This is a genomic window from Fulvivirga sedimenti (assembly GCF_020328055.1).
In genome coordinates this window covers 255,379-268,760 of sequence record NZ_JAIXNE010000006.1, presented here as the reverse complement: position 1 = coordinate 268,760, position 13,382 = coordinate 255,379, and the positions used below count along the sequence as shown (strand labels likewise).

At 44.1% G+C, this 13,382-nt stretch carries 14 protein-coding genes; 9 read left to right on the top strand and 5 right to left on the bottom strand.

What is annotated here, in order from left to right:
• Window positions 1–2 precede the first annotated feature (2 nt).
• Genes LDX50_RS27205 through LDX50_RS27195 form a run of 3 tightly spaced genes read right to left on the bottom strand, consistent with a single transcriptional unit; the run spans window position 3 to window position 2,696 of the window.
• Window positions 3–674: a YciI family protein gene (locus LDX50_RS27205; protein ID WP_225699446.1), complete on the bottom strand. Its 672-nt coding sequence runs from the start codon at window positions 672–674 to the stop codon at window positions 3–5.
• A complete protein-coding gene (locus LDX50_RS27200; RefSeq protein ID WP_225699445.1) occupies window positions 671–1,834 on the bottom strand; it encodes an aminotransferase class V-fold PLP-dependent enzyme in 1,164 nt (387 codons plus the stop codon). Before LDX50_RS27200 ends, LDX50_RS27205 begins: the two co-directional genes overlap by 4 nt.
• Window position 1,835: 1 nt before the next feature.
• Window positions 1,836–2,696: a hypothetical protein gene (locus LDX50_RS27195; protein ID WP_225699444.1), complete on the bottom strand. Its 861-nt coding sequence runs from the start codon at window positions 2,694–2,696 to the stop codon at window positions 1,836–1,838.
• Window positions 2,697–2,766: 70 nt separating this feature from the next.
• Between LDX50_RS27195 and LDX50_RS27190 the strand changes: the two genes are divergently transcribed.
• Together LDX50_RS27190 and LDX50_RS27185 are read left to right on the top strand one after the other, a co-directional pair.
• On the top strand, window positions 2,767–4,275 hold the full coding sequence (locus LDX50_RS27190) for an ArnT family glycosyltransferase (protein WP_225699443.1): 1,509 nt from the start codon (window positions 2,767–2,769) through the stop codon (window positions 4,273–4,275).
• Between the two features lie 86 nt (window positions 4,276–4,361).
• Entirely contained in the window at window positions 4,362–4,661 is a 300-nt protein-coding gene (locus tag LDX50_RS27185; RefSeq protein ID WP_225699442.1) for a hypothetical protein, read from the top strand.
• Here LDX50_RS27185 and LDX50_RS27180 read toward each other — a convergent pair.
• Entirely contained in the window at window positions 4,658–5,059 is a 402-nt protein-coding gene (locus tag LDX50_RS27180) for a VOC family protein (protein WP_225699441.1), read from the bottom strand. The two genes, LDX50_RS27185 and LDX50_RS27180, sit on opposite strands and share 4 nt — an antisense overlap.
• Before the next feature lie 145 nt (window positions 5,060–5,204).
• Between LDX50_RS27180 and LDX50_RS27175 the strand changes: the two genes are divergently transcribed.
• The 7 genes from LDX50_RS27175 (at window position 5,205) to LDX50_RS27145 (ending at window position 12,924) form a co-directional block, all read left to right on the top strand.
• Window positions 5,205–6,983, top strand: a complete 1,779-nt coding sequence (locus LDX50_RS27175) for a chloride channel protein (protein ID WP_225699440.1) — start codon at window positions 5,205–5,207, stop codon at window positions 6,981–6,983.
• Between the two features lie 471 nt (window positions 6,984–7,454).
• The gene (locus LDX50_RS27170; protein ID WP_225699439.1) at window positions 7,455–7,940 is read left to right on the top strand and encodes a TlpA family protein disulfide reductase; all 486 of its coding nucleotides are present in this window, start codon (window positions 7,455–7,457) and stop codon (window positions 7,938–7,940) included.
• Between the two features lie 12 nt (window positions 7,941–7,952).
• Entirely contained in the window at window positions 7,953–8,561 is a 609-nt protein-coding gene (locus LDX50_RS27165) for a thioredoxin family protein (protein ID WP_225699438.1), read from the top strand.
• Between the two features lie 46 nt (window positions 8,562–8,607).
• The gene (locus LDX50_RS27160) at window positions 8,608–9,120 is read left to right on the top strand and encodes a DinB family protein (RefSeq protein WP_225699437.1); all 513 of its coding nucleotides are present in this window, start codon (window positions 8,608–8,610) and stop codon (window positions 9,118–9,120) included.
• 24 nt (window positions 9,121–9,144) lie between these two features.
• A complete protein-coding gene (locus LDX50_RS27155; protein WP_225699436.1) occupies window positions 9,145–10,443 on the top strand; it encodes a D-alanyl-D-alanine carboxypeptidase in 1,299 nt (432 codons plus the stop codon).
• A gap of 4 nt (window positions 10,444–10,447) precedes the next feature.
• A complete protein-coding gene (locus tag LDX50_RS27150; RefSeq protein ID WP_225699435.1) occupies window positions 10,448–11,533 on the top strand; it encodes a glycoside hydrolase family 3 protein in 1,086 nt (361 codons plus the stop codon).
• 98 nt (window positions 11,534–11,631) lie between these two features.
• A complete protein-coding gene (locus LDX50_RS27145) occupies window positions 11,632–12,924 on the top strand; it encodes an OmpA family protein (RefSeq protein ID WP_225699434.1) in 1,293 nt (430 codons plus the stop codon).
• Here the strand turns inward: LDX50_RS27145 and LDX50_RS27140 are convergent, their stop codons facing one another.
• Window positions 12,925–13,374: an LEA/WHy family protein gene (locus tag LDX50_RS27140; protein WP_225699433.1), complete on the bottom strand. Its 450-nt coding sequence runs from the start codon at window positions 13,372–13,374 to the stop codon at window positions 12,925–12,927.
• Window positions 13,375–13,382 lie beyond the last annotated feature (8 nt).

Sequence of the window (13,382 nt, the reverse complement as noted above, 5' to 3'; positions counted from 1 at the left end):
ACTTACTTGTTTTCACAAAAAGATCCGTCCGCAACCCAGATGGTTTTAATCTCCGGAAGGAAGATCCCGTTAATAACGGTAGGATCAGACATAATAAGCTCCCTGTCGGGATCATCCTTGAATATCAATATTCCCCCGTCATTATTATCAAAGATGCCTTCCGCAAGGATGTTGTCAGATATCACATGTTTCTTCAGATAGTTATCATGTTCGAGATATAATTCAGGAGACTGCTGAACATTGAATTTCGTAATATGGGGAACATAGCGAACGAATGTATGCTCGCCCATGGCCGCATCCGGAGATGCCTGACAGGCAGAGCCTGTTCGGGGGGTCCATTCAAACATCTCAATTTTATACCGGTTTGCACGGATTGCTGGATCCGTTAAAATCCAACCTTTGGCTTCGTCTCTGTCGGCCGTTTTTAAAATGAATATTCCACCTCCGGAATTAAACGGTCCGGCAACGATTAATTTACCTTCGCTTGCCAGCTTACCAATATTTTCCAGATGCCTTCGCTGAAGATCTTCTACTTCCTCAGCGGGAAGTTCTTCGCGTTCCGGATTTGTATTCAGAAATACCCATATGAATTTCTCCTGAGCATTTTCTTTCTGTGCATTTACGTTACCAGAAAAACATGAAACCGCTAAAACCAAAAGAATCAGTTTTTTCATAACACCCCCATTTTGGCTGCTTCTGTCAGGATCGTTGTCAGCTTTTCCAGGTCAGCCTGTGTGTTGTAAACATTCGGAGAAATCCGCAATGAATCTCCGCGCCATGAAACAATAACCTTTTCATTGTCCAGCGTTTTTCTGAGTTGCTCATGATCTGTGTTTTGGCGCATTCTGATACCAAAAAGATGATTCCCTCTTTGGCCCGCGGCAGCAATTCTAAAACCTGAATCGCGAAGATCAGCAATGGTTGATTCTATCAGTTGCCCCGTGTATGACTGGATATACTGCGGGGTAAATTCATTAACCTGCCGCAGTGCTTTGAGCAACATGGGGACCAGGTTAAAATTGCTGTGCTCACCCACTTCAAAACGGATTGCACCGGTCTCATATTCACTCTGATAATTAACAAGACCTTTAAAATCGGAACTGTTTTTTCTATTGATCCAATTCTCCTCCACCGGGGTGCCGTTATCAAAATAAGGCCCGTAATATGCCAGTCCGAGCGCATACGGCCCCATGAGCCATTTATACCCCGCACAAACCAGTGCGTCTGGCTGAATAACACTTACATCGAAAGGTAAGGCCCCCACAGACTGGGTCCCGTCCACCACGAGTAAGGCACCCACATCTCGCGTACGCGCCCTGAGATCCTGAAGCCTGAAAAGGGTACCATCGGCCCAATGGGTATGGGAAACCGCCACCAGGCATGTATTTGTATCAATCGCGTCGAGTAAGCGCTCGTTCCAGCTGGCTTCCCGATTCTCCGCCTTTGGGTCTGGTGATATCTGGCGTAATTCCAATCCGTGTTCCTTTGCCAGCCGTTCCCAGGGATAATAATTACTTGGAAACTGTTCTGCGGCCAGGATGATGTTTTCTCCCCGTGAACATTGAACATTCCTGGCTACATTGGCCATACCATAGGAAACAGAGGGAACAAGCACAACCCGGCTGGAAGGCGCATTTATAAGGCGTCCAAATTCACTTCGGATGCTCTCGGTATCAGAAAAAAAATCATCCGCAGAGAAGGCGAGAGGATTTCGTCTTTTCTTCACAGCTTCGATGCCTGCTTCTTCAACGGACTGAAGAAGTGGCGCCATATAGGCACAGTTCAGATAAGTTATTTCATCGGGCAGATGAAAGAGATGTTTGAAGGATTCCATATTACTTCAAATCTAATGAATCGCGCCAAATTTGATCCTTATTTTTATTTAATTGCCAGTAGGGCAACTTCAGTGATTTTCTTTTTCTTGCCCGCGTGGTAAGCCCCCCGGTGGTTTCGTCCCAGCCTGTTATCGCATTCGGAAATTCCGGCTCAAAATATATCCTGAGAATACGGTCATCTTCAAATTCCACCCGGTATTCCGCTGTTGACGAATCCTTTGAAAATGATGCTGTTGCCTGTTGGCCCGTCATGGGAAAATGCTGCAGACGGGAGGCCATCATGGATGGCAGTATGCTTATCTTTCCCTGTGGAAGCTCCATTGGATTCAGCCGGATGCGCGTCCACAATTCATCCTCGGTGATTGTTACAGGTATGGTCAGACGCTGATCTCCTTCTTTTTCAAAATAGGAGAAGCTTTCCAGCATGAAACCGTCTGAACGATTGTTCAACTGGGAGAAAACCTGACCACACCATTCCTGCGAGGAAAAAGTCATTTTCAACAGATTGCTTTCGCCATAGCTGGTGAGGGGGCAAAAGGTTGATAACATGGTCGAATACGGATAAATTCCAGTCGTAAATTTTCTGATAAAATTCAACTTCATCACATTAATCCCCTCATCTTCAGGATTATCCAGCTTCACTTGCTTTTCCCTGGAGAAAGGCTCAGAAACAAAAATCATGACGGCATGACCCTCATGAATCTCACCATAGCGCGCCTGTTGAAGGTCGAAGGATATGATCTCGGCCCGTCCATCAAACCAATATTCCTTAAAATCATCGCTTAAAGATCTTACCTTGTCATCTCCTGGTGAGCAGGAAGAAATAATAAAGAGTAGTAATAGAATAATATTGATTTTCATCTGATCTTGGTCTGTTTGCGTAAGCACTTCAATAAAAAGGAATTCATATATTTACCTTTTGGATTTTATTATGCAGCTAACCTCGCACAAATTTTTTCTTCCGTTTCTTCTCATCCTGTTTTTTCTGGGCAGTTACTACTATACGTTCGATCCGAAGATTGCCCAGCTTGGCGATAATGCCAGCTATTATATGCTTGGAAAAGCCTTGTCACAGGGAGAAGGTTATGTGAACATAAGTAAGATAAACAAAACGCCAAACAATCACTACCCACCCGGTTATCCGGCTATTCTGGGAGTGGTGATGCTTTTCTCGTCGGATATCATAACACTGAAATTACTCAATGGCCTGTTCTTGCTGGGATCAGTGCTGGTGCTTTTCGCACTGGTAAACCGTTTATCCTCCTCACACCTGCTGGCATTTATTACAGCATCAGCCATGCTGGGGAATTTTCATATTCAACAGTACAGCTCGCTGCTGATGTCTGAGGTCCCCTTTATGTTCTTTTCCCTCCTTTGTTTGTTATTTATTTCCAGATCCGGAAGCACCGATTCCCTTCGTGATAAAAATTTTTGGTTCGCAATAGCACTTGCGGTCGTTTCATATTATATCAGAAGCCTTGGAATAGCATTGATTGCGGGTGCTGTTTTTTACTATCTGATGGAAAAACACTGGCGTAAAGCCGGTGCAACCGCCCTTGCTTCATTTGCCGGGGTATTGCCATGGTTTCTGCGCAGCCAGCATCTTGGAGGAGGCTCATATGCGCGTCAGCTTCAGCTGATCAATCCATACCGTCCTGAACTGGGCACAGCTGATTTCGGGGATTATTTAACCCGAATTACAGAGAATTTCTCCCGGTATGTATCAGTTGAAATTCCCTACAGCATATTCCCCGGAACCCGCCCGGATTATACAGCAAGCGGGGATACGGGATCCTGGATTCTGGGTATTGCGATCATTGCTATCACTGTATATGGAATCATCCTACTTCCAAAATTCAGGTGGCTCATCCTCGGATATCTGTTGTCAACCTTTGGGATTCTGATGCTCTGGCCGGATGTATGGGTAGGGGTTCGTTTTATGATCCCGGTAATTCCGCTCATTCTTACAGGCTTGTTTTTCGGGCTTTACACGATTTTTTCAAGGTTTTTCCGTCAAGCGAATAAAAACTTCCATCCGGCCTGGCTGGTCATTCCATTGCTTTTTATGGTTGCCCCGTTAGGTGAACTTCATGATCAGGCCCGGCTGCCGCTTCACCCGGCATGGCAGAATTATTACGCCATGGCCGAATGGCTCCGCAAGAATGAAAAGCCTGACGTGGTTGTGAGCTGTGGGAAACCGGCGCTTTTTTATCTTTATTCGGGAACTTATACCATGCGCTATGCCTTTGAGGATGAGCCAGACAAGCTGATACGGGACCTGGAAGAACAACAAGTTGATTATGTAGTACTTGACCAGGTCTACGGAAATACGATGCGTTACCTGCTTCCTGCGATAAAACAATACCCGGAGCGTTTTGAGCAGATAGTCTATGCAAAAAACCCCGATACATTTCTCCTGAAATTCAGGCGCCTTAATTAGAATTTTTTGTAGCAAATCGTCCTGCCATACAATATGAGCACAATGTTCACATTCAGTTCACACAGTGACGATAAATTTGCTTATATTTGTACCCCGTTCTTATTCTGAATGGTATCGCTATGGAAGTAGGAAGAAAATATCGTGGAATAGAATTTGTCCGACTGAGTGATCTGCCTGATGAGCTTCAGCAAGCCATGACTAACTGGCTGAATGAGGATATTCTGATCAAGATAAAAACAGATGAATCCCTTTTCAGCGATTGCATACTTTTAAAAGACTTCCAGTACTGGTACCAGAATATTTACACCCCTGTAAATGATCTTTCTGAAGCCGGAAAAGCTACACCATCCAAAAGAAGGTCTATCAATTTCGCTTTCGAGCGCTAGTCCCACACCCCCTCGGGGACAATTTCAAGAACATTACCTTCAGGATCTTTAAAATAAAATGATTCCTGTCCCGAACCCCAAACCAGTTGGTCAATGATCTGTATGCCCTTTTGCTGAAATTCATTTTTCAGCAGATCGTAATCGGCAGGGCTTACTTCAAAGGCCAGATGCTGCGGACCGTCGGCATAATGCGGCGGAGGTGATTTTTTGGTTCGACTGTCCACGGGGTTAAAGCAAAGCAAAACACTTCTTCCTGCACGGAAAAAAATATGTTTACCGGGTTCATGGTGGATTACCGGGAATCCAAGTGTATCATGATAGAAGGTTTTGGCTGAATCCAGGTCATGAATGTACAGACAGGTTTCCTTGATTCCCTTGATTTGGTTATTAATCAGCATCTTTCGGGCAGTTTATGCGGCAGTTATTTCTGCTTTTCTTAAAGTATTGAAAAGTTGATTATTTACTAATTTAATTCAGAGTTTTTGGCTAACTACCAACCATAAGGGTTCCTATTGATTACATTTGTGGCTCAAAATTAAAGCAGTGAAGGTAGATCAGTTATTGTTAAAGTTCCTGGTATGGCGCGTTCGGCATATCAATAACAAAAACTTTGTCCTGATCCTCGGCGGTGTGATCGGTGCCATCTCCGGATTGGCTGCAGTGATACTTAAGACGAGTGTTCACAAAATAGAATCATTGCTTACCAGTGATTTCAGCACGCGGCTTCCGAACTTCATGTATATCGGATTTCCCCTTATCGGAATTCTGCTAACCGTTATAATTGCCAAATACCTGCTTCGCGAGCGGATCGGCCACGGGATCACACAGATACTCTATGATATTTCAAAAAATTCCGGGATTATCAAAAGATCCAGAATGTATTCGCGCATGATCACAAGTGCAATCACGGTAGGATTTGGAGGATCTGTAGGGCTGGAGGCTCCAATCGTAGTCACTGGCAGTGCCATCGGATCAAATATAGGTCGCCTGATGCACCTCAACAGCAAAAAAAGGAGCCTGCTCATCGGATGTGGGGCTGCGGGTGCCATCTCCGCTATCTTTAACTCCCCGATCGCAGGAGTAATATTTTCACTTGAAGTCATTCTTACGGATGTAACCGTCGCGATGTTCATCCCGGTACTCATCGCATCGGTATGTGGATCACTGATATCTCTAACACTCCTGGGTGATGACGTTCTGTTTTCCTTTAAGCTGGTAGACAGCTTTGTAGCAGCCGACGCACCATACTATATTTTGCTGGGAATAGTTTGCGGACTGGTATCTGTATATTTCACACGAACCACATACCGGATTGAGGGCCTGGTAACACGCATTACCAATGATTTCGGAAGGGCCATTACGGGAGGAATTCTTCTGGGAATTGTAATTTTCATTCTTCCCCCGATGTATGGGGAAGGATACAATACCATCAAACTGCTGCTGGCAGGTCGTGAAAGCGAAATACTGAACGGGTCGCTGTTCTTCGAAAACTTTGATAACCGCGGGTTTTTGCTGCTATTTATCTTCATGATCATCCTGGTGAAACCTGTTGCATCGGCATTGACCATAGGTTCGGGTGGCAGCGGTGGAATTTTTGCGCCATCTTTATTCGTTGGCGGGGTAACCGGACATTTATTCGCATCCCTGATCAATTCTGTAAGTACCGTCGGCAATGTGAGTACGAGTAACTTCACCCTTGTTGGCATGTGCGGGATCATGAGCGGGGTGCTGTATGCGCCGTTGACAGCTATCTTCCTGATTGCAGAAATTACCAGCGGGTATGAACTCTTTGTTCCCCTCATGCTGGTCTCTGCCATAGCTTACAGTACCTCCTCCTTCTTTGAAAAACATTCATTGTATACCAAGCACCTCATAGAAAGCGGAGATCTCATTCAATTCGACAAGGACCGGCTTGTCCTAAGCCAGATTGATCTGCATAAAATCATCGAAACCGATCTGTTGAAAATTCACCCCGATGCCACGCTCGGAGAGCTGGTGGACCTTGTTCGTATATCCAGGAGAAATATATTCCCGGTTATTAATGATGATAACAAATTAGTTGGTGTGGTTACACTTGATGATATCCGAAGCATTATGTTCGATGAAGGAAAACACGAGACGACAAAGGTTAAGTCGTTGATGCACAGTCCTCCCGAAGAAATATCCTCTCATGAAAATATGCAATCCGTTATGGCTAAGTTCGAAAGGAGCAACGCATGGAACCTTCCGGTCATAGATAACGGAGAATATATCGGGTTTTTGTCAAAATCCAGAATTTTTAATACCTATCGAAAAAAACTCATCCGACATCAGCGGGATTAGTGGATTTTTTCATAATTTATTGCGCATCCACTGTCCACCAGCCATCCCCTCCGTATCAGGTCGAATAGTTGTCCACAAAACCAATAATTGATATTATTTTTATAATACAATGATTATCAACTACTTAAGCATATTTTAAAAAATGGTGTGGATAACTTCTTCAAAATGTGGAAAAGTTTTTGTTGACTTTTTGCAATCTTCGTTTTGTATAATGCTATTAGAATATCCAATGTAAAAATGTCATTAGATGTATAATAATCAGACCCCCAATTCTGACTAAAAATGGTTAAATCAGGCAAGCGAAACTTTCATGTAAAGGGGTTATTAAGACGTTAATTGAATATTATCTTCATGTTAACCAATTTGACATACTTATCCTGACACGGACCTGACAAAATTTCATTTCTTGAAATAATACAATTTTAATCCTGTGCCATAAAACCTCTTTTCAATAAGAACGTTAACTCTACTATGAAATACCTATTCCCCCTGGTTATAGTAATGCTACTCAGTTCCCTGCCTGATCTCATGGCGCAGAAGGAAGCGCGGATTGTTTCCTTTGAAGAATTTGAGCAACGCATGAATTCTTCTGTCAAGGATATAACAGTAATTAATTTCTGGGCAACCTGGTGTGCGCCGTGCATCAAGGAGCTTCCACATTTTGAGGAGGCATTCAGTCAACACAAGGAACGGATGGACCTTCTGTTGATTAATCTTGATTTTGTGGAAAAGATCGGGAAAGTGAATGAATTCATCGTGAAAAAGGAATTAACCGGCGATGTACTCCTGCTGGATGAAATCGATTATAATACATGGATCGACAAGGTTGATACATCCTGGTCCGGAGCCATACCGGCAACCCTGTTAATCAATCGTATTAGCGGAGAGCGCAAATTCATAGAGGGGGAGATCTCTGCTTCAGAACTCGACACAATACTTGAAGATTTTTTACAATAAAATATATCTGCTATGTTTAGAACAACACTATTATCACTTGCTGCATCATTTCTTCTTACCGCTGCCGGTAACCCCAATGGCTATCAGGTGGGGGATATCGTGGACACTTTTACCCTGAAAAGCACTTCGGGAGAAATGATCTCTCTGGATGATTATACCGACGAAAAGGGACTAATCCTCATATTCGACTGCAATACCTGTCCATATTCACAGGCATACAGGGAACGGATCAAAGAACTGCATGCCATGTACGCCTCCAGGGGCTTTCCGGTTCTTGCCATTAATCCGAATGATCCGGTGAAGCAACCAGGCGACTCATTTGAGGCCATGGCAGCATATGCGAAGAAGCATGATTATAAGCATCCGTATGTTCAGGATATCGAGCAAAACGTTACGCGAGCCTTTGGAGCAACCAATACGCCACATGTCTTTGTACTTAAAAATGAATCGGGGACTTTCCGGGTTTCGTATATCGGCGCGATTGACAACAATACCCGCAGTGCAGCGGATGCCAACAAAAAGTATGTTCAGGATGCTGTAAATGCGATCCTCAAAGGGGAGAACCCTCCGGAGACCAAAACCAAGGCTATTGGATGTTCCATAAAATGGAAATCAGCATAATTTGAAATGGCGCTTTAATCGGCGCCATTTTTTGTATTTTTAAACTATGAAAACAACACACCCCGTTTTACCTCCGTTTTATTCACGCTATGTCGATCTTGTTTCTGATGTGGGACTTCTTTCATTATTGGAAGAGAATGGACGGGACATGAGGGCCATGGTGAATTCCTGGTCTCCGGAAGAAGCCGATTTCCGATATGCCCCGGATAAATGGGCAGCACGGGAGGTGATCATGCACCTGATCGATTCGGAACGAATTTTCAGTTATCGTGCACTGCGTTTTGCCCGGAAAGACCATACTCCACTGCCTGGATTTGATGAAAACAGCTATGCACAATTTTATGGGAATGATAAGCGAACGTTGGAAATGCTGATTGCCGAAATGAAAAGCGTACGTGACAGCACCATTTCCCTGTTCAAAAGTTTTGATAGCGACGCGCTCAATCGAAGAGGGGAGGCAAGCGGAATATCCATGACGGTACGTACCATCGGAGAAATCATTGCCGGACATGAACTTCATCACAAAAAAGTTCTTGAAGAAAAATACTTTCCTAAATAACCCCGGTTTCGTATTTTCCCGATCATGAAGAACCTGTTACTTTTTGGCGCTATTGTATTTTTTCACTTCTCCTGTTCATCAATCCGGAAAGGGCCAATCGAAAAAGACCTGAAGGCACTTCAGAATAAATTTCAAAATCATACCGGTTTTGCCCTCTATGATCCTGAAACCGATAAAATGATCATGTCCTACAACGGTGATCGATACTTTACTCCTGCATCAAACACCAAAATCTTTACTCTCTATACCAGTCTGAATACACTGGGAGACTCTTTGCCGGGAATACAGTACACCACGCACCAGGATTCCCTCTTTTTCTGGGCGACAGGCGATCCTTCTCTTTATTATGACGATTTGCCGGCAAGCCACGTGATTGAATTTTTATCAGGCCGCACAGAGACGCTCGTTTATGCAGAAGAGAGGGTACGTATTGAGCGATTTGGGCCGGGGTGGTCATGGGACGATTATAATTATGCATATTCTGTTGAAAGAACTCCTTTTCCTATTTACGGAAACCGCTTTACTTTTAGCCTCGACAGTGTAAGCGGGCTCCTTGATTCACCTCAGGAATTTTTCAAACGGTATATCTGGCTGGGTGATACCCTCGATCAACCGGAGATGGTTCGTGACTATGAATCTAACCGCACGACCTTCTTTCCCGGTAGAAACCGCAGCAATGAAGTGTTTTCCATACCCTTTAAATATTCAACTGAGCTGGTTGCGCGTCTGCTTACGGATACACTCAAACGGAAGGTTAACCCCATGCAATTGGAGCGGCCATCCAAAAACGAACTGAAAACCATTTATAGCATCCCTACAGATAGTGCTCTCACCATCATGATGCAAAACAGCGATAATTTTATCGCGGAACAGCTCATGGCGATGAACGGACTGCTTTTAACGGATACACTGGACGCCGAAACCGGAATCAGAGCCGCGGAGAAACTATATTTCGCCGGAATGCCCGATAAACCCCAGTGGGTCGATGGATCCGGACTATCAAGATTCAACCTGTTCACACCACGCTCCATTGTCTGGCTCTGGAAACAATTATATACTCAATTTGGCAAGGACAGATTATTTCCAATGATCGCCTCCGGCGGGGGAAATGGCACACTGAAATACTATTACCAGACGGACCCACCATTCATTTTTGGTAAAACAGGTACACTTAGCAACAATAATTCACTGAGCGGTTTCCTGATTACCAAAAAGGGCAAACTTTTAATTTTTAGCATGCTGCATAATAATTATCCAGGCTATTCCACTCCGGTAAAAAGAGAAATGGAACGGATTTTGACAGCAATACACGACAACTACTGATATTATGAAAAAACTGATCCTGCTTTTATTGTGTCCATTCATCTTGAGTCCGTTATTAGCCCAGGACCGGGACAGCCTTGATATTAAAATCGGTCAAATGCTGATGATAGGCTACCCCGGAACGAGTATCACAAATGATGATCCTGTAATGAAGGAAATCAATGCCGGGAAGGTAGGAGGGGTCATTTTCTTTGAAAAGAACTTCACTGCCAGGCGCACACTGCTGAACATGAAGGAAATGATCTGGAAAATGCAATCCAATACTTCTGTTCCATTACTTATCGCTATTGATCAGGAGGGAGGACGCGTAAACCGTATGAAGACCAAATATGGATTCCCTAAAAGTGTTACGGCTGAATACCTGGGCACCCAACCGCTGGATAGTACAAGATTCTACGCAGAATTAACCGCAGGCACCCTTTCCGCAATGGGCTTCAACGTAAACTTTGCCCCAGTTGTGGATCTGGCTATTAACCCCGACAATCCCATTATAGCGGGTGTTGACCGCGCATATTCGGATGACGGAGCAACAGTTGCCCGTTATGCTGAAGAGGTGATCAGAGCTCATCGTAAAAATCATATTGCAACGGCACTAAAACATTTTCCTGGTCACGGAAGCTCCAAGGAAGATACACATAACGGCATGGCTGATGTAACCAATACCTGGCTGGAAGATGAGTTGACCCCGTACCGGATATTAAATGATCGGGGGTTGATCGATGGTGTAATGTCCTCTCATATTATCAATAAAAAACTTGATCCTGCGGGGCTTCCCGGAACCCTTTCAAAGCCTATATTGACCGGTGTTCTTCGTGAAAAGATCGGATATGACGGCGTGGTTTACTCCGATGACATGCAGATGAAGGCAATAACTCTTCATTATGGCCTTGAAAAAGCAGTTCAGCTGGGTATTGAGGCAGGCCTTGATATTCTCATATTCTCTAATAATATTCAGGACAGTGAAGAGCGAACTGTGGATGCAGTCCATGATATAATTCGGAAACTGGTTGAAAACGGAACCCTCAGCGAGGACAGAATCGATGAATCATATAGAAGAATCATCCGGTTGAAAAGAATGATCAACCCGTAATTGTCAATAAAATCCTTGAAAATTAACATTATTTAGCTTAATTTCACTATACTAAACAGGTGTGTGAACCTGCGATTTATATCCAAAAGAATGGTTTCATGCACAAGGTGATTAAGTTGTATTCAGCTATACTGATCCTGTTTGTTGCCTCCCTGCAGGCTTTCGGACAAACCACGATCGATACCACCAGAAGCGCTGAGTACCTCGTCAAACAGATTCTGGTGGGGAATGGAGTTTTAGTTGGAAACGTTCAGTATACGGGCCCCAGGCACGCAATTGGACTATATATGGATCCCCAAAAACCCATTGGGATCGATACAGGAATCGTATTGACTTCAGGAAATGCCCTGTTTACCATGGGACCCAATCAATCACCAAGAACCGGGTGGGCCAGCAATTATCCGGGCGATGAAGACCTGAATGATATTGCCCGTGGAAAGACGCACGATGCCGCAGTTCTTGAATTTGACTTTGTAACGGCCTCAGAAAACCTATCTTTCCGGTTTGTCTTTTCTTCGGAAGAATACCTGGAATATGTCGGTTCAAAATTTAATGACGTGTTTGGATTCTTCCTGGTCGGCCCGGATGGAAAAAAGATTAACCTTGCCAAACTTCCGGATGGCAAGACCCCTATAACTGTGAATACGGTTAATAATTCAAGAAATCAAAAGTACTACATAGATAATACCTATTTCAACACGACAGATCCATTCGTCTGGGATGTGAGGAACAGAAAGGTAGTACGAAATGATCACTATATGGAGGAGGAGCAGCTGCCGCCTTACAACATTCAGTATGATGGATTCACCACAGTTCTTGAGGTGAACCAGCCCGTTATTCCCAATGAAAAATATCACATCAAAATGGCGATCGCTGATGTAGCGGATGGGATACTGGATAGTGGTGTATTCCTGGAAGGCAGCTCTTTCAGCAGCAGCGGAAATCAGATCGTCCGCCTCGACAAGCATTTTGAAGGTTTTGATCTCACCATCCCCCGGGATGTCGCAATTGTTCCAACAACCACAAGTGAAGTTAAACCTGTCGATGAACCGGAAATACTCAAAATTCAAATGATCAACTTTGATTTTGACAAGCATGACCTGAATGCTGAAGCGGTTATTCACGTGAGAAATGTTTATCGGGCATGGCAGAATCACCCGGAAGCGGTGATCGAGATTGCAGGACACACAGATTCTTATGGTTCCGTTGAATATAACAGGGTCCTGTCGCGTAACCGTTCGAGCAGTGTAGCAAATGCACTTCGCACCCTGGGCGTTCCTGAAGAGAAACTTAAGATTGTCTTTTTTGATGAGCGCAGACCCATGACGGCTAACTCCACGAATGAAGGACGGGCTTTGAACAGACGGGTAGTCTGCACCATTATTCTTTAATCAGCGAAGTCTTACCTCGCTTTCATAATCTACCGGAACCCGAACGGGCAACCCGTTCATGGTTACTTTAATATATCCCATATAACGTACTGACAGTTTCTTTCCGCCCAGCATTCCCAAAACAGTATTCAACACACCAACATCACCAATCCGGAATGTTGCATCCAGCGGAATTTTAAAATCAGATGAAGCGGGGATCTTGATTTTATTTGATTGTTCGATTCTCCCCACTTCACGTCCTTCAATAAACAGGTCAACATCTATGCCCCGCAAGGTCATGCCCTGTTCATTGGGATTATAAAATACAGCATCCGCATTTAGATATGCCTCCTTATCAGTCACATTCGTAACCCTCACATTCTCCACATATTTAAATTCGGGAGCCTCCTCAGGCCCCTTGCACGAAGCAAGCCCTGAGATCAAAATAATTACCAGCAAAAAATTCTTCATAGAGTGAT

Excerpts from the sequence above, each read along its gene's own strand:
- LDX50_RS27165 (WP_225699438.1), top strand. The coding sequence starts at position 7,953 with ATGTTTAGAACAACACTATTATCACTTGCTGCATCATTTCTTCTTACC.
- LDX50_RS27195 (WP_225699444.1), bottom strand. The coding sequence starts at position 2,696 with ATGAAAATCAATATTATTCTATTACTACTCTTTATTATTTCTTCCTGC.
- LDX50_RS27200 (WP_225699445.1), bottom strand. The coding sequence starts at position 1,834 with ATGGAATCCTTCAAACATCTCTTTCATCTGCCCGATGAAATAACTTAT.
- LDX50_RS27155 (WP_225699436.1), top strand. The coding sequence starts at position 9,145 with ATGAAGAACCTGTTACTTTTTGGCGCTATTGTATTTTTTCACTTCTCC.
- LDX50_RS27140 (WP_225699433.1), bottom strand. The coding sequence starts at position 13,374 with ATGAAGAATTTTTTGCTGGTAATTATTTTGATCTCAGGGCTTGCTTCG.
- LDX50_RS27160 (WP_225699437.1), top strand. The coding sequence starts at position 8,608 with ATGAAAACAACACACCCCGTTTTACCTCCGTTTTATTCACGCTATGTC.
- LDX50_RS27190 (WP_225699443.1), top strand. The coding sequence starts at position 2,767 with ATGCAGCTAACCTCGCACAAATTTTTTCTTCCGTTTCTTCTCATCCTG.
- LDX50_RS27150 (WP_225699435.1), top strand. The coding sequence starts at position 10,448 with ATGAAAAAACTGATCCTGCTTTTATTGTGTCCATTCATCTTGAGTCCG.
- LDX50_RS27180 (WP_225699441.1), bottom strand. The coding sequence starts at position 5,059 with ATGCTGATTAATAACCAAATCAAGGGAATCAAGGAAACCTGTCTGTAC.
- LDX50_RS27205 (WP_225699446.1), bottom strand. The coding sequence starts at position 674 with ATGAAAAAACTGATTCTTTTGGTTTTAGCGGTTTCATGTTTTTCTGGT.
- LDX50_RS27145 (WP_225699434.1), top strand. The coding sequence starts at position 11,632 with ATGCACAAGGTGATTAAGTTGTATTCAGCTATACTGATCCTGTTTGTT.
- LDX50_RS27170 (WP_225699439.1), top strand. The coding sequence starts at position 7,455 with ATGAAATACCTATTCCCCCTGGTTATAGTAATGCTACTCAGTTCCCTG.